Origin of the sequence: Mycolicibacterium holsaticum DSM 44478 = JCM 12374, assembly GCF_019645835.1 — a bacterium.
In the GTDB taxonomy this organism is placed as follows: Bacteria; Actinomycetota; Actinomycetes; order Mycobacteriales; family Mycobacteriaceae; genus Mycobacterium; species Mycobacterium holsaticum.
This window is the reverse complement of the sequence record NZ_CP080998.1, coordinates 4,797,651-4,816,779: the sequence shown is the minus strand read 5'-3', so window position 1 is coordinate 4,816,779 and position 19,129 is coordinate 4,797,651. Positions and strand designations below refer to the sequence as shown.

The following is a 19,129-nucleotide window of genomic DNA, read 5'->3' as shown; positions in this document are numbered from 1 at the left end:
CCGATCGGTAACTACTGAACCGGTCAAGTGCGAAGGCTTCTTCGCAAGATTTGCAAATTCGCGCGTGCCGTTAACGGAACTTGACAAGCGAAACGACTGGACCTGCGGTTATGGCGTAGGGCATGCTCGAATTATCGCGACAGTTCCGTCGCCCAGCTGTTAACAACGCTCACACATTTGGAGGGAACCATGTCAACGGTCGGTAAGCCGAAGACTCCCGAAGAGATCCAGAAGGATTGGGACACCAACCCGCGGTGGAAGGACGTCACCCGCGAGTACTCCGCCGCAGACGTGGTAGCGCTTCAGGGCTCTGTCGTCGAGGAGCACACCCTGGCCCGCCGCGGCGCCGAGGTGCTGTGGAGCCAGCTGCACGACATGGAGTTCGTCAACGCCCTCGGTGCGCTGACCGGCAACATGGCCGTCCAACAGGTGCGCGCCGGTCTGAAGGCCATCTACCTGTCGGGCTGGCAGGTGGCAGGCGACGCGAACCTGTCGGGTCACACCTACCCGGACCAGAGCCTGTATCCGGCCAACTCGGTGCCGCAGGTGGTGCGCCGCATCAACAACGCGCTGCTGCGCGCCGACGAGATCGCCAAGGTCGAGGGCGACACCTCGGTGGAGAACTGGCTCGCCCCGATCGTCGCCGACGGTGAGGCCGGTTTCGGTGGCGCGCTCAACGTCTACGAGCTGCAGAAGGCGATGATCGCCGCCGGTGTCGCGGGTTCGCACTGGGAGGACCAGCTGGCGTCGGAGAAGAAGTGCGGCCACCTGGGTGGCAAGGTGCTGATCCCGACCCAGCAGCACATCCGCACCCTGACCTCGGCCCGGCTCGCCGCCGACGTCGCCGACGTGCCCACGGTCGTCATCGCGCGCACCGACGCCGAGGCCGCCACGCTGATCACTTCCGACGTCGACGAGCGTGACCGCCCGTTCATCTCCGGGGAGCGCACTTCGGAGGGCTTCTACCGGGTCAAGAACGGTCTGGAGCCGTGCATCGCGCGGGCCAAGGCCTACGCGCCGTACGCCGACCTGATCTGGATGGAGACCGGCACCCCGGATCTCGACCTGGCCCGCAAGTTCGCCGAGGGCGTCAAGTCCGAGTTCCCCGACCAGATGCTGGCCTACAACTGCTCACCGTCGTTCAACTGGCGCAAGCACCTCGACGACGCGACGATCGCGCGGTTCCAGAAGGAGCTCGGCGCGATGGGCTTCAAGTTCCAGTTCATCACGCTGGCGGGCTTCCACGCGTTGAACTACTCGATGTTCGATCTGGCCTACGGCTACGCCCGCAACCAGATGACCGCGTACGTCGAGCTGCAGGAGCGCGAGTTCGCCGCCGAGGAGCGCGGTTACACCGCGACCAAGCACCAGCGCGAGGTCGGCGCCGGCTACTTCGACCGGATCGCCACCACGGTGGACCCGAACAGCTCGACGACGGCGCTGGCCGGTTCGACCGAAGAGGGCCAGTTCCACTAGGAGTTCCTCATCGCCCGAGCGCACGGTTGTTGATACGCATCAATAACCGTGCGCTCGGTGCGTTAAGAGTCAGAAAGCCGGCGCTTCTCGGCCTTGATGTCGAAATCGGCGGGCGGCCACGACAAGTCCAGCTTCTCGAGCGCCTCGATCAACAGCTCGGTGACGGCTAACCGGCTGTACCACCGCCGGTCGCACGGCAGCACATGCCATGGCGCGTATTCGGTCGACGTGCGATCGAGCATCGCCTGATAGGCCTGCTGGTAGGCCGGCCATTTGAGACGTTCGTCGATGTCGCCGGGGTGGTACTTCCAGTACTTCGTCGGATCCTCGAGCCGTTCGAGCAGTTGCTCCTTCTGCTCGTCGAGCGAGATGAACATCGCGACCTTGACCAAAGTCGTTCCGCTGTCGACCAGTTCGCGCTCGAACGTGTTGATCTCGTCGTATCGCTTCTCCCACACCTCAGGTGGCACCAGGTTGTGCACGCGGACGATCAGCACGTCCTCGTAGTGGGATCGGTCGAACACGCCGATGTGCCCCGCGGGCGGCAACGCGTTGCGGATCCGCCACAGGTAATGGTGGCCCAGTTCCTCCTCGGTCGGCTTACCGAAGGCGGTGTAGCGCACCCCCATCGGGTTCACCGCGCCCACAACGTGTTTGACGATGCCACCCTTACCCGCGGCGTCCATGCCCTGCAGCACCAGCAGCACCGAGCGCTGATCGTCGGCGGCCTTCCAGTTGGCGTAGAGCAGCTCCTGCAGCTCGGCGAGGCGCTCGTTGCGCGACGCCTGCACCGGCGCCGCATCCGACTTGGACCCGGAAAAACCAGGCGTCGCGTCGGTGTCGATGTCGGCGACCGAGTCGCCCTGGCGGAACCGCAGAAGTGCCGGGATCTGGCTCATTTGGGACGTCGCTGCATCGGCAGCGCCGGTGACGGGTGCGGCTGCTCGCGGAACTTCTGCAACGACCCACCGACCTCCACGATGCCGCACAACGCATTCCACGACAGCATCGTCAGATAGTCGATCAATTCATCGGCGCTCATCCGCCGGTCGCTCATCCACGAGTGCGTGGCCAACTGCACCCCGCCGACGGTGTGGTACGCCCACGGCCCGACGCCGCCGGTGTCCATGCCCACCTCGGCCATGCGGCGGCGCAGCATCACCGCCAGCATCCTGGCGATGATCTGCTCGGAGGCCGCAACGGCCTTGCTCTTGCTCGCGGAGTTGTTCGCCATCACGAACTGGTAGGGCTCCGGCTCGGCGGCCACCGTTTCGACGTAGACGCGGATGATCTCGCGCGTCAGCTCGTATCCGTCGAGGTTCGACGACAGCGCCGCGGCCATGTTCGGGATCAGCGTCGTCTGCGCGAACCGCATCATCACCGCGGTCGTCAGATCGTTCTTGTCGACGAAATAGCGGTACAGCACCGTTTTGGAAACCCCGATCTCGGCCGCGATCTCGTCCATGCTGACGTTGCTTCCGCGTCGCCGGATGGCCTCCAAGGTGCCGTCGACCAGCTCGTTTCGGCGCTCCACCTTATGTCGATGCCACCGCCGCTTACGCCCGTCGGGTTTGACCGCAATGGCCTCGCTGTGCTGTGCCACTTTCTCCGTGATCCGTTCCGTAGTTCCCCCCGATAGTACGGCTGATCTTGACATCGGGCGCTCGGAAGGGGTCGCCGGCTTCGGGCATAGCGGATGATGGTGGGGTGGCACACAGACCCGACACCGGCCGACGCGCCGTGACCCGGGATCGCCCCAGTTTCGCCGAGTCGCTCGCAGGTGCCGACAGCGTCGCCGACGCCGAGCGGCTCCGCAGCCTGCGTCGGATGAAGGTCGTCGCGCTGTCCTTCCTCGTCGGCGCCACCGTCATCTTTCTGATCTGCACGTGGGCGCAGTCCCACGGCGCACCGGGCTGGGTCGGCTACGTCCGCGCCGGCGCGGAGGCCGGAATGGTGGGCGCGCTGGCAGACTGGTTCGCGGTCACCGCGTTGTTCAAGCACCCGCTGGGCATCCCGATCCCGCACACCGCGATCATCAAACGCAAGAAGGACCAACTCGGCGAGGGGCTCGGCAACTTCGTCCGCGAGAACTTCATGTCCCCGGAGGTGGTCGCGACCAAACTGCGCGACGCCGAGGTCGCAGGCCGGGCCGGCAAGTGGCTCTGCGAGCCCGCGCACGCCGAGCGGGTGGCCGCCGAAACATCCAGGGTGCTAAGGGTTCTGGTGGAGATGCTGCGCGACGAGGACGTCCAGCAGGTGCTCGACCGGATGATCGTCAAACGCATCGCCGAACCGCAGTGGGGGCCGCCGATCGGACGGGTGCTGGCCACGCTGCTGGCCGAACACCGCCAGGAGGCGCTGCTTCAACTGCTCGCCGACCGGGCCTTCCAGTGGTCGCTGAACGCAGGCGACATCATCGAGCGCGTCGTCGAACGCGATTCGCCGACCTGGTCGCCGCGCTGGATCGACCATCTCGTCGGCGACCGCATCCACCGCGAGCTGATGGACTTCACCGACAAGGTGCGCCGGAACCCCGACCACGAACTGCGGCTCTCGGCCACCCGGTTCCTCTTCGAGTTCGCCGACGATCTGCAGCACGACGACGCGACGATTCAGCGCGCAGAGAACGTCAAGGAACAGATCATGGCCCGCGAGGAAGTCGCCAGGGCCGCCGAGACCGCCTGGACCGCGGCCAAGCGGATCATCCTCGAGTCGGTCGACGATCCGTCCTCGGCGCTGCGCGCCCGCATCGCCGACTCCGTGGTGCGGATCGGGGAGAGCCTGCGCGACGACGCCGAACTGCGCGACAAGGTGGACGACTGGATCATCCGCGCCGCGCAGCATCTGGTCGGTGAATACGGGGTGGAGATCACCGCGATCATCACCGAGACCATCGAGCGCTGGGACGCCGACGAGGCCAGCCGGCGCATCGAACTGCACGTCGGCCGCGACCTGCAATTCATCCGGATCAACGGCACCGTGGTGGGTGCGCTGGCCGGCTTGGTGATCTATTCGGTAGCCCAACTACTGTTTTGACCTGCGCTAACTAGTGCTTGCAAAAGTTAGCACTCCGTCGTAGTCTGGTGTTGTCGTATTTGGATACCCAACGCACGAGGGGGCCTCGCATGTCGCAAGACGACAACCTTGCCGTCGTCGTGTCCAGCGCTGCGCAGAACGCTGCTCAGGACATCGGCAGCTTCATTCGCACCCAACGCGAGGCTGCACAGGTATCCGTGCGCCAGCTGGCCGAGAAGGCCGGTGTCAGCAATCCCTACCTCAGCCAGATCGAGCGGGGATTGCGCAAACCCTCCGCCGACGTGCTCAACCAGATCGCCAAGGCGCTGCGCGTCTCTGCCGAAGTGCTCTACGTGCGGGCCGGGATCCTCGAGCCGAGCGAGACCAGTGAGGTCCGCGACGCCATCATCACCGACTCGGCGATCACCGAGCGGCAGAAGCAAGTGCTGCTCGACATCTACACGTCGTTTTGTCAGCAGAACGAAGCCGAAGCCAGCCAGGCAGATGAGGAGCCGACTGATTGAGCCATTTCGACTGACCACTCCATACCTGCAGTGACACAACCAACTTCGAAAGGAACAACCACCATGGCCAAGAACACCCCGGCCAAGAACCAGCCGACCGCCGACGACCTGAAGGCCCCGCTGCTCGCCGCGGTGGGCGCCGCCGACCTGGCGCTGGAGCGGGTCAACGAGATCGTCGCGACCCTGCGTGAGCGTGCCGACGACGCCCGCAGCGACGCCCGCAGCACCGTCGAGGAGCGCCGCGCGCGCATCAACAAGCTGCAGGAAGAGCTGCCGTCGCACGTCGGTGAGCTGCGTGACCGGCTGAGCAGCGACGAACTGCGCAAGTTCGCCGAGACCTATGCAGAGGCCGCGCAGAGCACCTACAACAAGCTCATCGAGCGTGGCGAGGTCGCGCTGGAGCGGTTGCGCAGCCAGCCCGGCTTCTCCGATGCGGCCGGCCGCGTCGAGGGCTACACCGACCAGGCCGTCGAGCTGACCCAGGAGGCGCTGGGCAACGTCGCCGCGCAGACCCGCGCCGTCGGTGAGCGTGCCGCCAAGCTGGTCGGCGTCGAGTTGCCGAAGAAGGCCGAGAAGGGTGCGGCCCCGGTCAAGAAGGCCGCCAAGAAGGCGCCGGCCAAGAAGACCCCGGCCAAGAAGGCGCCTGCGAAGAAGGCCGCGGCCAAGAAGGTCACCCAGAAGTAGTTCGACGGAAATTCGCCCAGAGGGCGTAACCCGCATAGGCTTAGCTCGTGCAGCTCGAAGGCCTAGTGGGTTACGTCCTCTTCTTTTTGCAGATCGCCGTGCTGGCGACGGTCGTGTACGCGTTCGTGCACGCCGCCATGCAGCGCCCCGACGCCTACACGGCCGTCGACAAGCTGACCAAGCCGGTGTGGCTGGTGATCCTCGGCATCAGCGGGTTGCTGGCGCTGGTGCTGGGCATCATGGGCACGGCCATCGCGGCCGTGGCCGCCGGCGTCTACCTGGTTGACGTGCGGCCCAAGATCCTGGAAGTCCAGGGAAAGTCCCGGTAGTGCGCCCGCTGCTGACGCTCGCCGTCGCGGCGGGCGGTGTGCTGGGGGCCGTCGCGTTCGCGCCCGCTGTCTCCGCCGCCCCGGCGGCGCCGGCCCCGCCGTACGTCGAGGACGTCGAATGGGCGAAGTGGGGCGATCTGTCGAGCCTGCGGGTCTATCCCACCGACGCCGGGCGTGAAGCCGCCACCCTGGGCAGCCCCGTGGGTCCCGACGAGGCGTGGGCCGAGGTGCTGGCGCTTTCCCCGGACGCCGACCTCCCCGGTATGCGGTCGCAATTCGAATGCCACTGGTACTACGCCGAACTCGCGGAGCCGGGCAAGTCGAGCTGGAACCTGGAACCGTGGCGGCCCGAGGTCGGTTTCGACGCGATGGTCGCCGCGGGGTGCAACCCCGGCGGTACCGAAGAGCCGTTCTAGCGGTGGGCACCTACCGTCGCGCGGACGTGGCCGCGCTGGTCGACCACACCCTGCTCAAACCCGAGGCCACCGCGGCCGACGTCGCGCGGCTGGCCGATGAGGGCGCGCAGTTGGGGGTGTACGCGCTGTGCGTGTCACCGTCGATGGTTTCGGTGGCGGCGCGCGCGCGATCGGGCGCCCAGAAGATCTGCGCGGTGGTCGGATTTCCGTCAGGCAAACACCTTTCGACCGTCAAGGCCGAGGAGGCCCGGCTCGCGGTGGCCGAAGGCGCCGACGAGATCGACATGGTGATCGACGTCGGCGCCGCGGTGTCGGGTGACTTCGGGGCGGTACGCGCCGACATCGCCGCGGTGCAAGCCGCCGTCCGGGCCGCCGCGGGCATACCGATCCTGGTGAAGGTGATCATCGAGTCCGCGGCGTTGCTAGAACTGGCCGGAGAGCGCATCCTCACCGAGACGTGTGTGGCCGCCGCCGACGCGGGCGCGGACTTCGTGAAAACCTCCACCGGTTTCCACCCTGCAGGCGGTGCGTCGGTGCGGGCCGTCGAAGCCATGGTCGCCGCAGTAGGGCCGCAGGTCAGGGTGAAGGCGAGCGGAGGTATTCGCACGGCGGCAGACGCCGTCGCGATGCTCGACGCCGGCGCGGCCCGGCTGGGCCTCTCCGGCACCCGGGCAGTACTCGACGGAATCAAGTAGGATAAACGAGTTAATTTACGGGACGAATAATTTGCTGCCGTCAAACGCGAGCACACGGATAGGATCAGAACATGACTGAACTGAATCGTCGACCTCGGCAGCTCGCAGCTGTCGTCGGCATGGGTGCTGTCATCGCCATGGGCGCCTTGACCGCAGGCTGCTCCAGCGACGAGGAGAAGGCCCCCGAGACGACGACCACCACGTCCACGACGACGTCGGCTCCGGCGCCGGTCTCCCCGACCGAGAAGGCGCCTCGCATCGATCCGAACAACCCGAACCCGTTCTCGCCGACCGTTCATGCTCCGACGCCTGAAGGCCCCACGCCTGGCCGCCATCACGGTCCTCGGGGGCAGTAGGCGCCGGGTTTCGGCCCTCTTGGTCGCCGCGCTGCTGATCGCGGCGTCTGCGGCGTGCGCGACGCGCACTTCGGCGGTGATCACCGGTCCGTATGCGGCGCTGCTGGGCAGTTCGACCGATCTGGGTCCGTCGCGCTCGGCTGACACGCAACTGACCGTCACGCTCGCTGGTGCCGACGCACCGGATGCGTTGATGGAGTGGGCCGGGGCGCGCGACCTGTGGGTGCGCTGGCGCCACGGTGACCGCTGGGCAATCGTCCAAGGCGCCGCCGACAACGTCGCGCGGGCGTTCGACGTACCCGTGCGGGACTACCGGGGCCCCAAGGATCAGGTGTTCTACGCGTCGCCGCAGCAGCCGTCGGTGCCGGGGCCGCTGCGCGGATCGGTCACCGAGGTCGGCCGGATCATGAGCTACACGCCGCACTACACCAAGAACCCCGGCTTTCTTCCGCTCGACGTGCCCAAGGGCGGGCTGACGCCGCGGGGTCTGCTCGAGGCGTACAACGCGTCCCCGCTCGCCGACAAGGGTTTCACCGGCAAGGGCTCGACGATCGTGTTCTTCGCGTTCGACGGCGCCGAGCAGGACGACCTCGATCAGTTCGCCGACACGTCCGGGTTGCCGCGGTTCACGCCGGTCTGGGTCGGCGGGAAACCCGAAGAGTCACGCGGCGAGACCGCGATGGACCTTCAAGTGGCCCACGCCATCGCGCCCGACGCGCAGCTCGTGGTGGTCAACGCCCGACCGACCGTGGAGGGCGACGGCGCCTACGAGAAGATCGGTCAGCTGTTCGAGTCGGTCGACCGGCAGTTCCCCGGCGCGGTATGGAGCCTGTCCATCGGGTGGGGTTGCGAAAAACTGGTGACCGCAGCGGATCTGGCTCCGGTGCAGGCGGCGTTGACGGCCGCCCAGGAGCGCGGCACGTCGGCGTTCGACGCCAGCGGCGACAACGGCGGGCTGGAATGCAAGGGCGGTGACGAGTGGTCGTCGCCGCCGGGCTCAGATGACGTCGGCCTGGACTCCATCTCGTCGCTGCCGACCATGACCGCGGTCGGGGGCACCACGCTGTCGACGGGTCCGCGCGGCCAGTGGCGCGCCGAGCACGCGTGGGTGGATTCGCCGCTGTCGCATGGCAGTAGCGGTGGGGTGTCGCAGCTGTTCGACCGGCCGCACTGGCAGCAGCACCTGTCGGTGGATCGCGACACCGAGGGCAGGCGGCTCTCACCCGACGTCGCCGCGGTCGCCGACCCGTTCACCGGAGTGCGGTTCATCTACCAGGGCACCGAGGTGCTCGGCGGCGGCACGTCGCAGGCCGCGCCGATCTGGGCCGCGCTGACCGTGCTGATGAACCAGTACATCGTCGCCAACGGCGGGCGCCCGCTGGGCAACCTCAACCCGCAGCTGTACCGGGTGGCGGCCGGTTCGAACCTGCCAGGGTTCCGCGACGTGCGCCGCGGCGGTAACAACGTCGACCTCACCCAACCGGGCTATGACCTGGTCACCGGTCTGGGCAGCCCCAACACCTACAACCTGGCGCGCAACCTCCTGGACCTGCAGAGGGGGACGGCCCCGCGGTGAGCACCGGAGACGACGCGGCTGCCCAGGCTTGCCCGGCGTGCCGCGCCGACGGGCCGGGCGCGACATTCTGCGGCACCTGCGGGGCACCGCGTTCGGCTCGGCGCGGCCGGCTGCGGCTGGGCAGCTACGCGGCGGCGCCAGGGGAGTCGGTGCTGCGGCCGGCGGTGACCAGTTCGCTGTTCCCGCACCTGCCGCGTCGCTCCCGCGCACCGTTCGGCGTGGCGTTGACCGTGCTGGTGGCGACGGCGGTCGGGTTGGCGCTGTTGCGTTGGCAGGCGCCGTTGATCGTGGTGAGCGCGCTCGGGTTGCTCTTCGTGGTGGCGCTGTATCTGTACGAGGCCGACGCCCATCGCGATCTGCCGATTCGCTCGCTGGTGCTGACCTCGGTGTCGGCGATCGGCATCGGTGTCGGATGGGCCTGGTTCATCGGGGTGGCGTTCGCCGACGCCTACGACATCGCCCTGTTCGGCCCGGAGACCGACGAGCGGGCCTACGTGCTCGGCGTCGCGATACCGACCGTGGGCGCCGTCCTGATGCTCGTCCCGGTGGCCGCGGTACGGCTGATCCGCCAACCCGGCAGAGAACCCTTGGACGGGTTCGCACTCGGGTCCTTGAGCGCGCTCGCCTTCAGCGCGGCGGCCACCATGACCCGGCTGGCGCCGCAGTTCACCATGGGTCTCACCGCCGAGGACTGGCCGCTGAGCGGGCTGCTGGTGCAGGCCGGGATCGTGGGCGCCGCGATCCCGGTGACCGCCGCGGCGATCGGCGGCCTCGTCGGCGCCGCGCTGTGGTCGGGGCGGACGCGGGCGATCGTCATCAGTATCGTTGTGGCGCTTGGGCTTTACGCCGCCTCGGGGCTGCTCGAGGTCTCCCCGCTGTTGCACGGCCAGCACCTCGCCCTGCACGTGGTGATCGCGGTGCTCGCGCTGTTGGCGTTGCGGATCGGGTTGCAGGACATGCTGCTGCACCACGCCGACCACGCTGCGGATCCCGACCGGCGGGTGCTGTGTGCGCACTGCGGGCACGTCGTCGCCGACACCGCGTTCTGCCCGAACTGCGGGGCGGCCAGCAGCGCGGCCTCGCGTACCTCGCGCGCCGCGCGCCGCGCGGATGTGCCGACGCGTCCCACCAGCCTGGCCAGGGTGCTCACGGTGCTGGCGGCCGGCGTCGGCGTCGCGGCCGCGGGCGGGTTGACCGCCGCGGCGTTGCTCACCGCGCCGCCCGCGGCGTTCGTCTGCCCGCCGGACTGCGGGAGCCCACCGTTCGGCGAACAGGTCGAGTCCAACCCGCGGTTCGTCGCCAGCGACGGCGCGTTCACCGTCCAATACCCCGGCCCGGGAACGGCTTACGAGGCGACGCTGGAACCCGACGGCGTCACGCTGGATTTCGTCGGCGGCGACACCGGCACCATGTACCTGTTCGGGATGCCCGCACACGACCAGTCGGCCGAACAGATCGCCCAGGACCTGATCCGCGAGCGGTTCCCGGACGCCGAGGTCGATTACGAGATCCCCAACGCCATGGTGGGATACGAACCCGGCTACGGCGTCGTGGTCGACGATTACGCGGCCTACGGCAGGCTACGGCTGATCGTCATGGTCGCCGTCAAGTACGACTACGCGTTGGTGGCCGCCGCGGTCGGCCCCTACCGCGAGTTCACCCCCGACGACGGCCCCGGCCACCCGTCGGCGGCCAACCTTCAACTCGCCATGGATATGGGTAAGTACGTCAACAGCTTTCGGTGGCGCGACCTGAGCGGCTGAGGTTCTACAGCCGCGCGAAGCAGGGGTCTTGTTCGCCCTTCGGCATCGACGCGTTCTTTGTGGAGAACTGGCTCACCACACCGGAATCGGTGACCTGCACCGAATCCGCGGAGATGCCCATCGGGTAGTTCTCCGTCAGCGAGGCGGTGAAGGCGTCCAACGCCGGCTGCACGACCTCGCGAGGCAGGGTGAAGCCCAGCCCGGTGAGCTGGGTGACCTGCAGCGAGATTCCGCTGTTGACGACCACAGGCCTGGCCTTGATGCTGCCCAGCGTCCCTTCCAGCTCGATGGTGCCCTCGGACGGATTGGTCGTCACCCCGTTGACGAACGCGCCGACGAGCGGAATCGAATCGGCGATCGTCTGCCGGATACCCTCTGACGTCCAGTCGATGTTGGCGACCAGCGAGCCGACCGAACCGCTGGAGGTCGCGGTGTCCTGCAGGCGCACATCGGTGATCGTCAGGGTCACCTTCATCCCCTTGGCGTCGCGGACCTGGTTGCCCGCGGTCTCGATGTGGATATTGGTGTAGTGCCCGGTCATGTGCTGCCACAGGAACGGGGGCATGACACCGAACGAGGCGCTGGCTTCGTCCTGCACCACGCATTGCACGACCCCTGCCACCACGGTGTTGGCGCGGTTGCGGGCGTAGAGCTCACCGGCGAGCAGCCCGGCGAACGCCAGCGCCAACACGGTGACGACGACCAGCACGATCGACAGCGGGTCGCGCAGCAGGCCGGTGAGCTTGCCGAGCAGCGATGCGTCATCTTCGGGAGGCGGCCCCGACGGTCCCGCCGGTCCTTGCGGAGCTGGCGGCGGGGGTCCCTGGGGCGGGCCATTCTGGGGCATCGGTGGCGGTGGGCCGGGCTGTTGTGGCGGCGGGCCCGGCGGCTGCGGGCGGGACCACGGATCAGTCATCCCCGCGATTCTGCCTTACCTGAGGAAGTGAACTCCGCGCGGTTGTTCATCACCGCGATCGTCGCGCGGGTCTTCTCCGCGGCGGCCAGGTCGATGTCGGTGACGAGCAGCTGCGGGTCGGCGCCCGCGGAGGCCACCACCTGGCCGACCGGAGAGGTGACCAGGCTGCCGCCCACCCCGGTGGGGCCGACGGCGGCGATTTCGTCCCCCGGGTAGGCCTGGTCGACGGCGGCGACGAAGCCGGTGGTGTCGATCGCGCGGGCCCGGGCCAGCAGCGTCCACTGGTCGAGCTTGCCGTCGCCGCTGCCCCACGAGGCATGCACGGTGCACAGCTGTGCGCCGCGGCGGGCCAGTTCGACGTACAGCTCGGGGAAGCGGACGTCGTAGCACAGGGTGAGGCCGACGGTCACGCCGTCGACCTGGATGACCACCGGCTCGCGGCCCGGCGCGACGGTCTTGGACTCGGCGAAGCCGAATGCGTCGTAGAGGTAGATCTTGTCGTAGTGCGCATCGACGTCGGGGCCGGTCGCGATCAACGTGTTGGTCACCCGCCCGTCGGGCGCCGGCACGAACATGCCCGCGACGACGACGATGCTCGCCCGCTCGGCGATGGCCCGCACACCGGATGCCCACGACCCGTCGAGCGGTTCGGCGATCGGGCCGAGCGGGACCCCGAACCGGCACATCGTGGCCTCGGGAAACAACACCATCTGTGCGCCCGCGTCGGCGGCGCGGCGGGTGTACTCCTCGACCAGCCCCAGGTTGGCCGAAGGTTCGGTGCCGCTATGGATCTGCGCCAACGCAATCCGCATGGAGCCAGTCTAGCCGGGTGACACCGTCGCCCACGGCACGGTCAGCACGCCGTCACGCATCCGGCGCCGCGGCGGCTCGATCGGAAAGCCCTGCGCGCGCAGCAGATCCAGCATCGCCCGCCAGCGCACCCGCGGCCCGAACACCCCGTGGCCGGCGACGCTGGCCCACGCACGGTCGGCGTCGGTCAGCAGCGTGTGGATCGGCTGGCCCGCGACGTTGTGGTGGATCAGCACCTTGGGCAGCCGTTCGGCGAGGTCGGACGGCCGCTGGATCGCGAACGGATCGCAGGCCAGCGTCAGGCTGACCGGCCCGTCGGCGTCGAGCAGCACCCAGCAGCACCGGCGCCCGAGCTCGTCGCAGGTGCCGTCGACGATCAGCCCGCCGGGCGCCAACTGCGCCGACATCCGCGACCACGCCTCGGGCACCGCCTCGGCGGGGTACTGGCGCAACACGTTGAACGCGCGCACCAGCACCGGCTGCAAACCGGCCAATTCGAAACCGCCGAGCGCGAATTCGACGGTGTCGCCGCCGGCCGCGCACGCCGACACCACACGTTGGGGATCGATCTCCAACCCGACGACGCGCAGGTCTTCGCGCACCACCCGCAGCCGCGCGGCCATCTCGAGCGTCGTCACCGGGCGTGCGCCGTAACCCAGATCGACCACCAACGGGTGCACGGCCGACAGCAGCGTCGCCCGCACGCGAGGGGAATGGGTCAGCCAGCGATCGCTGCGGCGCAGCCTGTTGAAACCGGTGGTGCCCCGTGTGAGCTGGCCGATCGGGGCGCCCATTGCCCTGATTTTACGGGCGGCGGCGCGGTTCTCCGGAACCCACGCCGATGCCGGCCGGGTTTCACACCGGGGCGCCTAGTGGTGCTTTGCGATCCAGTCGGCGGCGAAGGCCTCCTCGGCGTCGAAGAGCGACGTGATGTGGTGCAAGATCAGGTCCTCGAGCGCACCGCCGACCAACGGAATCGACACCTTGCACACGGTGGCCAACCGCAACTGGCTGCCGGCGTCGGTGTCGGTGAGGAAGTACCGCCCGCCGAACCGGCCCGGCGCGCGCGGAACCGACGCCGCGTAGGTGCCGACCGCCCGGTTCTTCGCATGGTCGAACGGATCGAAATGCTGCCTGCGGGTGATCACCATGTCGGCGGGGATCACCGAGCGCGCGATCGACGGCAGCTCCGAGCGCGGCATCTCCTGGACGAACACGATGTCGGTGCCCCGCTCATCGGACGAGAACGAGGTGATTCTCGACGGGGTCAGCCGCCGGTACGCCGCCATCAGGCTGTGCCAGTAATCGCGGCTGGTGAAGTCCTGGTACATCTTCGCCGCCGGCACGTCGAACGCGATCGTGTACTCCATGCGTCGCGACATACCGCATAAGTTTACGTACTGATCAGGCGTTTTCGGTGATCCACCCCGTGGTGAAGCGTTGCTCGGCGATGAGCAGGTCGACCAGCTTCGAGCCGATGAAGTTCTCGATCTTGCCGCCGACCAACGGCACCCGGACCTCGACGCTGACGTTGAACTCGAGCCGCGAGCCGCGGCCCGTGGCAGACGGCGCCAGCACGGCGGTACCCGACAACCCGGCAGGCGCACCGTCGATGGCACCCTTGATCGTCGCGGTGGCCCGCCCGTCGCGCACCGGGCTCCAGGTCTCCTCGCGGACGAAGCTCAGATCGCCCCAGTGAAACTGCGTCACCAGGCCGGGCAACCGGTCGGCGCGCAACGTCTGGGTGGTGACCACGTCGATTCCGCCGTCGTCGTCGACCACCATCGAATCCAGCGAGTACTCGTCGGCGCCGGAATCGGTCAGCCGCGCCGACCAATACTGCTCGTCGCGGAACGCCCGGTGCACCTGTTCGACGCTGGCCTCGTAGTCGGCGGCCATGTCGAATGAACGCGGCATAGCTGGCCACGCTACCGTTACCGGCCGTGGTCACATCGGTCATCGGGGGCGCATCCGTCGCGGAGGCGGTGCCGCTGGGTCCGTTGACCACGCTGCGCGTCGGCGGGGTCGCGCAGCGGCTCCTCACCTGCGACACCACCCAAAAGGTCGTGGACGTGGTGCGTGCCCTCGGCCCCGACGACGACGCGCTGGTGCTTGCCGGCGGATCCAACGTCGTATTGGCCGACGACCTGACCGATCTGACCGTCATCCTGCTCGCCAACACCGAGATCACCGTCGAGGACAACGTGGTGCGCGCCGAGGCGGGCGCGGCGTGGGACGACGTCGTGGTGACATCGCTGGCCCACGGCCTCGGCGGGCTCGAATGTCTGTCCGGCATACCGGGTTCGGCGGGCGCCACCCCGGTGCAGAACGTCGGCGCGTACGGCGCCGAAGTCGCCGACTCCATCCGCCGGGTGCGGCTGCTGGAGCGTCGCACCGGCGAAGAGCGGTGGGTGGCGGCCCACGCGCTGAAGTTCGGCTACCGCAGCAGCGTCCTCAAGCACTCCGATGACGCGATCGTGCTCGAGGTGGAGTTCGCGTTGGACCCCGGCGGGCGCAGCGCCCCGATGCGCTACGGCGAGCTGGCCACCGCGCTCGGTGTCGAGGCCGGCGCACACGTCGACCCGGTGCGCGTGCGGGAAACCGTGCTGCAGCTGCGGGCCCGCAAGGGCATGGTGCTCGACGAGGCCGATCACGACACCTGGAGCGTGGGCTCGTTCTTCACCAACCCCGTGGTGTCACGTGCGGAGTTCGAGCGGCTGCGCACCAGCGTCGACGGGCCGGTGCCCAACTACCCGGCGGCCGAGCGGGTGAAGCTGGCGGCGGGCTGGCTCGTCGAGCGCGCGGGGTTTGCCAAGGGCTATCCCGGTGACGGCGCACCCGCGCGGCTGTCCACCAAGCACGCGCTGGCGATCACCAACCGCGGCACGGCCACCACCGCCGACGTGATCGCGCTGGCCCGGACCGTCCGCGACGGCGTCAGAAGCGCGTTCGGGATCGAACTCACACCCGAGCCTGCACTGGTCGGCTGCCGCCTCTAGGTACGCTGGGTTCGCGTGAGCCCCGGCCCGAATTTCGATGCCTGGCCGCCGCAGATCAGCCGGCGGCGCGCCCTGTCCGCCCTGGTGGTCGGGGTCGTCGTACCCGGGGCGCTGGCGGCCTGTTCCGGTAAGACGAGCTCGACGCCGGGGGAGGCGGCCGCCCCTGCGGCGCCGTCGGTCAAGTTCGAACCGGCCGACGCGGCCACCGACGTCTCGCCCGTCGCGCCGGTGCGCGTCGAGGTCACCGACGGCTGGTTCCAGCACGTCACGCTGACCAATCCGGAGGGCAAGGCCGTCGCAGGCACGCTCAACCGCGACCGCACCGCGTTCACCGTCGCCGAACCGCTCGGCTACGGCGTGCGGTACACCTGGGGCGGCTCGGTGGTCGGCCGCGACGGCAACGCGATGCCGGTGTCGGGCGACTTCACCACACTCGACCCGGCCAAACAGGTCAGCGGACAGTTCCAGCTCGCCGACGGTCAGACCGTCGGGGTGGCGGCGCCGATCATCCTGCAGTTCGACGCGTCGATCAGCGACAAGGCGTCGGTGGAGCGAGCCGTCAAGGTGACCACCGACCCGCCGGTGGAGGGCGGCTGGGCCTGGCTGCCCGACGAGGTCGGCGGCTCGCGCATGCACTGGCGCACCCGCGAGTACTTTCCGCCGGGCACGAAGGTCGACGTCGATGCTCGGCTGTACGGGGTGCCGTTCGGCGACGGCGCCTACGGTGCGGCCGACTCGACGCTGCACTTCCAGATCGGCCGCAGGCAGGTGGTTCGGGCGCACGCGCCGTCACACCGCATCCAGGTGATCGACGAGCAGGGCGCGGTGATCATGGACTTCCCGTGCAGCTACGGCGAGGGCGACCTGGACCGCAACGTCACCCGCAGCGGCATCCACGTCGTCACCGAGAAGTACGAGGACTTCTGGATGACCAACCCGGCCGCCGGTTACGCCAACATCCACGAACGCTGGGCCGTGCGGATCTCCAACAACGGCGAGTTCATCCACGCCAACCCGGCCAGCCTGGGCTCGCAGGGCAGCAGCAACGTCACCAACGGCTGCATCAACCTGTCCGAGGGAGACGCCCAGCAGTACTTCGGCAGCGCTGTGTACGGCGATCCGGTGGAGGTCACCGGCACCCGCATCGAGCTGTCCTACAGCGACGGCGACATCTGGGACTGGGTGGTGCCGTGGGATGAGTGGAAGGCGATGTCGGCGCTGACCGACACACCCTCACCCAACGCGATCCCCAGCACCGCCCCGGCCACACCGTCGGGTGCCCCGCAACCGGCCGGCCGCTGAGGGATTTGTGTGCGTTTTGTTGCGCTCACCGCTCGTCAACGCGCACAAATCACTGTCAGCGGCGGTTGAAGCGCGACGCGGTGGCCTGATCGCGCGGGCGGATCACGATCGAATCCAGGTTGACGTGCGACGGGCGTGACGCGACGAACCCGATCACCTCGGCGACGTCCTCGGCGACCAGCGGCGTGACACCCTCGTACACCTTGGCGGCCCGCTGCTCGTCGCCCTCGAACCGACGCAGCGAGAAGTCGGTCTTCACCATGCCCGGTGCAATCTCGGTGAGCCGCACCGGTTTTCCCAGCAGCTCCCCGCGCAGGGTGCGGTGCAGCGCGCCCTGGGCGTGTTTGGCCGACGTGTACCCCGAGCCGCCGTCGTAGGTCTCGAACGCCGCGATGGAGGTGACGGTGACGATCAGCCCGTCGCCGGATTCGATCAGCTTCGGCAGCAGCGCCCTGGTGACCCGCAGCGTGCCGAGCACGTTGGCCTCCCACATCCAGCGCCAGTTGTCGATGTCGGCCTCGGCCACCGGCTCCAGGCCGCGCGCACCGCCGGCGTTGTTGACCAGCACATCGACCCGCTGCAGGCGCTGGGCCAGGGCCGACACATCCTGCTCGGAAGTGACGTCCGTCACACTGGCGGTGCCGCCGATCTCCTCGGCCAGCGCCTCGACACGGTCCGCCCGGCGGGCCACGCAGACCACGTGAAAACCTTGAGCGGCAAGGGTTTTCGCTGTTGCTGCGCCGATGCCGGCACTGGCGCCGGTGACCACCGCGACCCGCGCTGCGGTCTGTGGTGTCGTCATCTGCCCAACTGTAGTAGCCGTGCTAAATTCCACCGCATGTACGCAAGCTGTTGTTGTCGCCGCGCGATCTGCCGCGCCTGAGCGACCTCGGATAGCTGCTTCGTACGTCCTGACGAGTCGCCGGGTATGGCCAACCCTCCGCCCGCCGACTTCCCGAAGGACATCCCATGACCACCACCATCGTTCGCCCGGCTCCCACCGTCGCCCACACCAAGCGCGCGCTGTCCCCCGCAAGCGGGCGGTACCCCCAGGCCCGCACCTACATCGTCGCCCCGTCGCTGAAGGTCGCCGACGGCGCGGCCGCCTCGGTATTCGGGGCCGCGCGGCTGCGCGGCCCGATCGCCCGTGACGTCATCGCGCAGGTCACCGGGCTGAGCATCGCCACGGTGAACCGGCAGGTCACCGCGCTGCTGGAGGCCGGTGTGCTGCGGGAACGCGCTGACCTGGCGGTATCCGGCGCGATCGGCAGACCCCGGGTGCCCGTCGAGGTCAACCACGAGCCGTACCTGACCCTCGGTATCCACATCGGCGCCCGCGCTGTCAGCATCGTGGCCACCGACCTGTTCGGTCGCACGCTCGACGTGGTCGAGACACCGACCCCGCGCGGACCCCAGGGCGTCGCGCTGGCCGCCTTGGCCGAAAGCGCTCGCCGCTACCTGAGCCGCTGGCACCGCCGCCGCCCGCTGTGGGTGGGCGTGGCCGCCGGCGGCGTCGTCGACAGCACCGCCGGATCGCTGGATCACCCGCGGCTGGGCTGGTCGAACGCGCCCGTCGGACCGGTGCTCGCCGAGACGCTCGGTCTGCCGGTGTCGCTGGCCTCCCACGTTGACGCCATGGCCGGTGCCGAACTACTGCTCGGCGTGCGCCGCCCGCCGTCGCACGCGTCGACCAGCCTCTACGTCTACGCGCGCGAGACCGTCGGCTATGCACTGTCGATCGGCGGGCGGGTGCATTCCCCGGCTAGCGGGCCCGGCACCATCGCCGCGTTACCCGCGCATTCCGAATTGCTCGGCGGCACCGGTCAATTGGAGTCCACGGTCAGCGACGAGGCGGTGCTCACCGCGGCCCGCAAGGCGCGCATCATCCCCGCCGAGGGTCCTGCGTCGACCATGCAGGCGCTGCTGCGGGCCGCGCGCCAGCCTCACTCGCAGGCGCAGGGCCTGCTGGCCGAACGGGCGCGGGTGCTCGGCGAGGCGGTGGCGCTGCTGCGCGACATGCTCAACCCCGACGACCTGGTGGTCGGCGGTCAGGCGTTCACCGAGTACCCCGAGGGCATGAGCCTGGTCGAAGCGGCCTACGCGCAGCGTTCGGTGATGCCGCCGCGGCAAATCCGGTTGACCGCCTTCGGTAACCGGGTGCAGGAGGCCGGCGCCGGGGTGGTTTCGCTCGGCGGCCTCTATGCCGAGCCGATCGGTGCGATGCGACGCGCCAGCCGCAAGGACGCCACCGCCTGAGCCCAAGCTCTC

The 19,129-nt window shown here is 68.9% G+C and carries 21 protein-coding genes; 13 read left to right on the top strand and 8 right to left on the bottom strand.

Annotated elements, in window-relative coordinates:
• Positions 1–189 precede the first annotated feature (189 nt).
• Positions 190–1,476 (top strand): isocitrate lyase, encoded by a 1,287-nt coding sequence (aceA, locus tag K3U96_RS23260; RefSeq protein WP_069404679.1) that lies wholly within the window; start codon positions 190–192, stop codon positions 1,474–1,476.
• Between the two features lie 62 nt (positions 1,477–1,538).
• Here aceA and K3U96_RS23255 read toward each other — a convergent pair whose 3' ends face one another.
• Both K3U96_RS23255 and K3U96_RS23250 read right to left on the bottom strand, forming a co-directional pair.
• On the bottom strand, positions 1,539–2,375 hold the full coding sequence (locus K3U96_RS23255) for a polyphosphate kinase 2 family protein (RefSeq protein ID WP_220691225.1): 837 nt from the start codon (positions 2,373–2,375) through the stop codon (positions 1,539–1,541).
• A complete protein-coding gene (locus tag K3U96_RS23250; protein WP_220691224.1) occupies positions 2,372–3,079 on the bottom strand; it encodes a TetR/AcrR family transcriptional regulator in 708 nt (235 codons plus the stop codon). Before K3U96_RS23250 ends, K3U96_RS23255 begins: the two co-directional genes overlap by 4 nt.
• A gap of 104 nt (positions 3,080–3,183) precedes the next feature.
• Here K3U96_RS23250 and K3U96_RS23245 point away from each other — a divergent pair, with 104 nt between their 5' ends.
• From K3U96_RS23245 to K3U96_RS23205, 9 genes are all read left to right on the top strand, one after another.
• Positions 3,184–4,512 (top strand): DUF445 domain-containing protein, encoded by a 1,329-nt coding sequence (locus K3U96_RS23245; protein ID WP_069404682.1) that lies wholly within the window; start codon positions 3,184–3,186, stop codon positions 4,510–4,512.
• A gap of 89 nt (positions 4,513–4,601) precedes the next feature.
• Positions 4,602–5,015, top strand: coding sequence for a helix-turn-helix domain-containing protein (locus K3U96_RS23240; RefSeq protein WP_069404683.1), 414 nt, complete (start codon positions 4,602–4,604; stop codon positions 5,013–5,015).
• Between the two features lie 63 nt (positions 5,016–5,078).
• On the top strand, positions 5,079–5,699 hold the full coding sequence (locus K3U96_RS27075; RefSeq protein WP_069404684.1) for a heparin-binding hemagglutinin: 621 nt from the start codon (positions 5,079–5,081) through the stop codon (positions 5,697–5,699).
• A gap of 47 nt (positions 5,700–5,746) precedes the next feature.
• The gene (locus K3U96_RS23230) at positions 5,747–6,028 is read left to right on the top strand and encodes a DUF2516 family protein (protein ID WP_069404685.1); all 282 of its coding nucleotides are present in this window, start codon (positions 5,747–5,749) and stop codon (positions 6,026–6,028) included.
• Positions 6,029–6,036: 8 nt separating this feature from the next.
• Entirely contained in the window at positions 6,037–6,444 is a 408-nt protein-coding gene (locus tag K3U96_RS23225; protein WP_372515052.1) for a DUF2599 domain-containing protein, read from the top strand.
• A gap of 2 nt (positions 6,445–6,446) precedes the next feature.
• A complete protein-coding gene (gene deoC / locus K3U96_RS23220) occupies positions 6,447–7,139 on the top strand; it encodes a deoxyribose-phosphate aldolase (RefSeq protein WP_069404686.1) in 693 nt (230 codons plus the stop codon).
• Between the two features lie 71 nt (positions 7,140–7,210).
• Positions 7,211–7,495 carry a superantigen-like protein SSL4 gene (locus K3U96_RS23215; RefSeq protein ID WP_084223013.1) on the top strand — a complete coding sequence of 95 codons (285 nt, stop codon included), beginning with the start codon at positions 7,211–7,213 and terminating at the stop codon, positions 7,493–7,495.
• Positions 7,437–9,071, top strand: coding sequence for a S53 family peptidase (locus K3U96_RS23210; RefSeq protein WP_220691222.1), 1,635 nt, complete (start codon positions 7,437–7,439; stop codon positions 9,069–9,071). Before K3U96_RS23215 ends, K3U96_RS23210 begins: the two co-directional genes overlap by 59 nt.
• Positions 9,068–10,834 carry a zinc ribbon domain-containing protein gene (locus K3U96_RS23205; RefSeq protein WP_220691221.1) on the top strand — a complete coding sequence of 589 codons (1,767 nt, stop codon included), beginning with the start codon at positions 9,068–9,070 and terminating at the stop codon, positions 10,832–10,834. The genes K3U96_RS23210 and K3U96_RS23205 overlap by 4 nt, the downstream gene beginning before the upstream one ends.
• A 4-nt stretch (positions 10,835–10,838) precedes the next feature.
• On the opposite strand, the gene K3U96_RS23200 is transcribed toward K3U96_RS23205, so the two are convergent.
• The 5 genes from K3U96_RS23200 to K3U96_RS23180 all read right to left on the bottom strand — a co-directional run bounded on the left by K3U96_RS23200 (position 10,839) and on the right by K3U96_RS23180 (position 14,477).
• Positions 10,839–11,750 (bottom strand): LmeA family phospholipid-binding protein, encoded by a 912-nt coding sequence (locus K3U96_RS23200; protein WP_220691220.1) that lies wholly within the window; start codon positions 11,748–11,750, stop codon positions 10,839–10,841.
• On the bottom strand, positions 11,747–12,562 hold the full coding sequence (locus tag K3U96_RS23195) for a carbon-nitrogen hydrolase family protein (RefSeq protein ID WP_220691219.1): 816 nt from the start codon (positions 12,560–12,562) through the stop codon (positions 11,747–11,749). The genes K3U96_RS23200 and K3U96_RS23195 overlap by 4 nt, the downstream gene beginning before the upstream one ends.
• A gap of 9 nt (positions 12,563–12,571) precedes the next feature.
• Positions 12,572–13,354 (bottom strand): class I SAM-dependent methyltransferase, encoded by a 783-nt coding sequence (locus K3U96_RS23190; RefSeq protein ID WP_220691218.1) that lies wholly within the window; start codon positions 13,352–13,354, stop codon positions 12,572–12,574.
• 75 nt (positions 13,355–13,429) lie between these two features.
• Positions 13,430–13,942, bottom strand: coding sequence for a DUF2505 domain-containing protein (locus K3U96_RS23185; RefSeq protein WP_205871139.1), 513 nt, complete (start codon positions 13,940–13,942; stop codon positions 13,430–13,432).
• A gap of 22 nt (positions 13,943–13,964) precedes the next feature.
• Entirely contained in the window at positions 13,965–14,477 is a 513-nt protein-coding gene (locus tag K3U96_RS23180; RefSeq protein ID WP_220691217.1) for a DUF2505 domain-containing protein, read from the bottom strand.
• Positions 14,478–14,503: 26 nt separating this feature from the next.
• Here K3U96_RS23180 and K3U96_RS23175 point away from each other — a divergent pair, with 26 nt between their 5' ends.
• Together K3U96_RS23175 and K3U96_RS23170 are read left to right on the top strand one after the other, a co-directional pair.
• Complete coding sequence (locus tag K3U96_RS23175; protein ID WP_069407522.1) at positions 14,504–15,559, top strand: UDP-N-acetylmuramate dehydrogenase; 1,056 nt, start codon at positions 14,504–14,506, stop codon at positions 15,557–15,559.
• Positions 15,560–15,574: 15 nt separating this feature from the next.
• The gene (locus K3U96_RS23170; RefSeq protein WP_069407521.1) at positions 15,575–16,861 is read left to right on the top strand and encodes a L,D-transpeptidase; all 1,287 of its coding nucleotides are present in this window, start codon (positions 15,575–15,577) and stop codon (positions 16,859–16,861) included.
• A gap of 55 nt (positions 16,862–16,916) precedes the next feature.
• Here the strand turns inward: K3U96_RS23170 and K3U96_RS23165 are convergent, their stop codons facing one another.
• The gene (locus K3U96_RS23165; RefSeq protein WP_069407520.1) at positions 16,917–17,663 is read right to left on the bottom strand and encodes an SDR family oxidoreductase; all 747 of its coding nucleotides are present in this window, start codon (positions 17,661–17,663) and stop codon (positions 16,917–16,919) included.
• 167 nt (positions 17,664–17,830) lie between these two features.
• Here K3U96_RS23165 and K3U96_RS23160 point away from each other — a divergent pair, with 167 nt between their 5' ends.
• Positions 17,831–19,117 carry an ROK family transcriptional regulator gene (locus K3U96_RS23160; RefSeq protein WP_220691216.1) on the top strand — a complete coding sequence of 429 codons (1,287 nt, stop codon included), beginning with the start codon at positions 17,831–17,833 and terminating at the stop codon, positions 19,115–19,117.
• Positions 19,118–19,129 lie beyond the last annotated feature (12 nt).

What these genes read in the sequence shown, in the direction of transcription:
- K3U96_RS23160 (WP_220691216.1), top strand. Translation starts at nt 17,831, where the DNA reads ATGACCACCACCATCGTTCGCCCGGCTCCCACCGTCGCCCACACCAAG.
- K3U96_RS23180 (WP_220691217.1), bottom strand. Translation starts at nt 14,477, where the DNA reads ATGCCGCGTTCATTCGACATGGCCGCCGACTACGAGGCCAGCGTCGAA.
- K3U96_RS23240 (WP_069404683.1), top strand. Translation starts at nt 4,602, where the DNA reads ATGTCGCAAGACGACAACCTTGCCGTCGTCGTGTCCAGCGCTGCGCAG.
- aceA (WP_069404679.1), top strand. Translation starts at nt 190, where the DNA reads ATGTCAACGGTCGGTAAGCCGAAGACTCCCGAAGAGATCCAGAAGGAT.
- K3U96_RS23190 (WP_220691218.1), bottom strand. Translation starts at nt 13,354, where the DNA reads ATGGGCGCCCCGATCGGCCAGCTCACACGGGGCACCACCGGTTTCAAC.
- K3U96_RS23165 (WP_069407520.1), bottom strand. Translation starts at nt 17,663, where the DNA reads ATGACGACACCACAGACCGCAGCGCGGGTCGCGGTGGTCACCGGCGCC.
- K3U96_RS23255 (WP_220691225.1), bottom strand. Translation starts at nt 2,375, where the DNA reads ATGAGCCAGATCCCGGCACTTCTGCGGTTCCGCCAGGGCGACTCGGTC.
- K3U96_RS27075 (WP_069404684.1), top strand. Translation starts at nt 5,079, where the DNA reads ATGGCCAAGAACACCCCGGCCAAGAACCAGCCGACCGCCGACGACCTG.
- K3U96_RS23215 (WP_084223013.1), top strand. Translation starts at nt 7,211, where the DNA reads ATGACTGAACTGAATCGTCGACCTCGGCAGCTCGCAGCTGTCGTCGGC.
- K3U96_RS23195 (WP_220691219.1), bottom strand. Translation starts at nt 12,562, where the DNA reads ATGCGGATTGCGTTGGCGCAGATCCATAGCGGCACCGAACCTTCGGCC.
- K3U96_RS23200 (WP_220691220.1), bottom strand. Translation starts at nt 11,750, where the DNA reads ATGACTGATCCGTGGTCCCGCCCGCAGCCGCCGGGCCCGCCGCCACAA.
- K3U96_RS23185 (WP_205871139.1), bottom strand. Translation starts at nt 13,942, where the DNA reads ATGTCGCGACGCATGGAGTACACGATCGCGTTCGACGTGCCGGCGGCG.
- K3U96_RS23210 (WP_220691222.1), top strand. Translation starts at nt 7,437, where the DNA reads ATGCTCCGACGCCTGAAGGCCCCACGCCTGGCCGCCATCACGGTCCTC.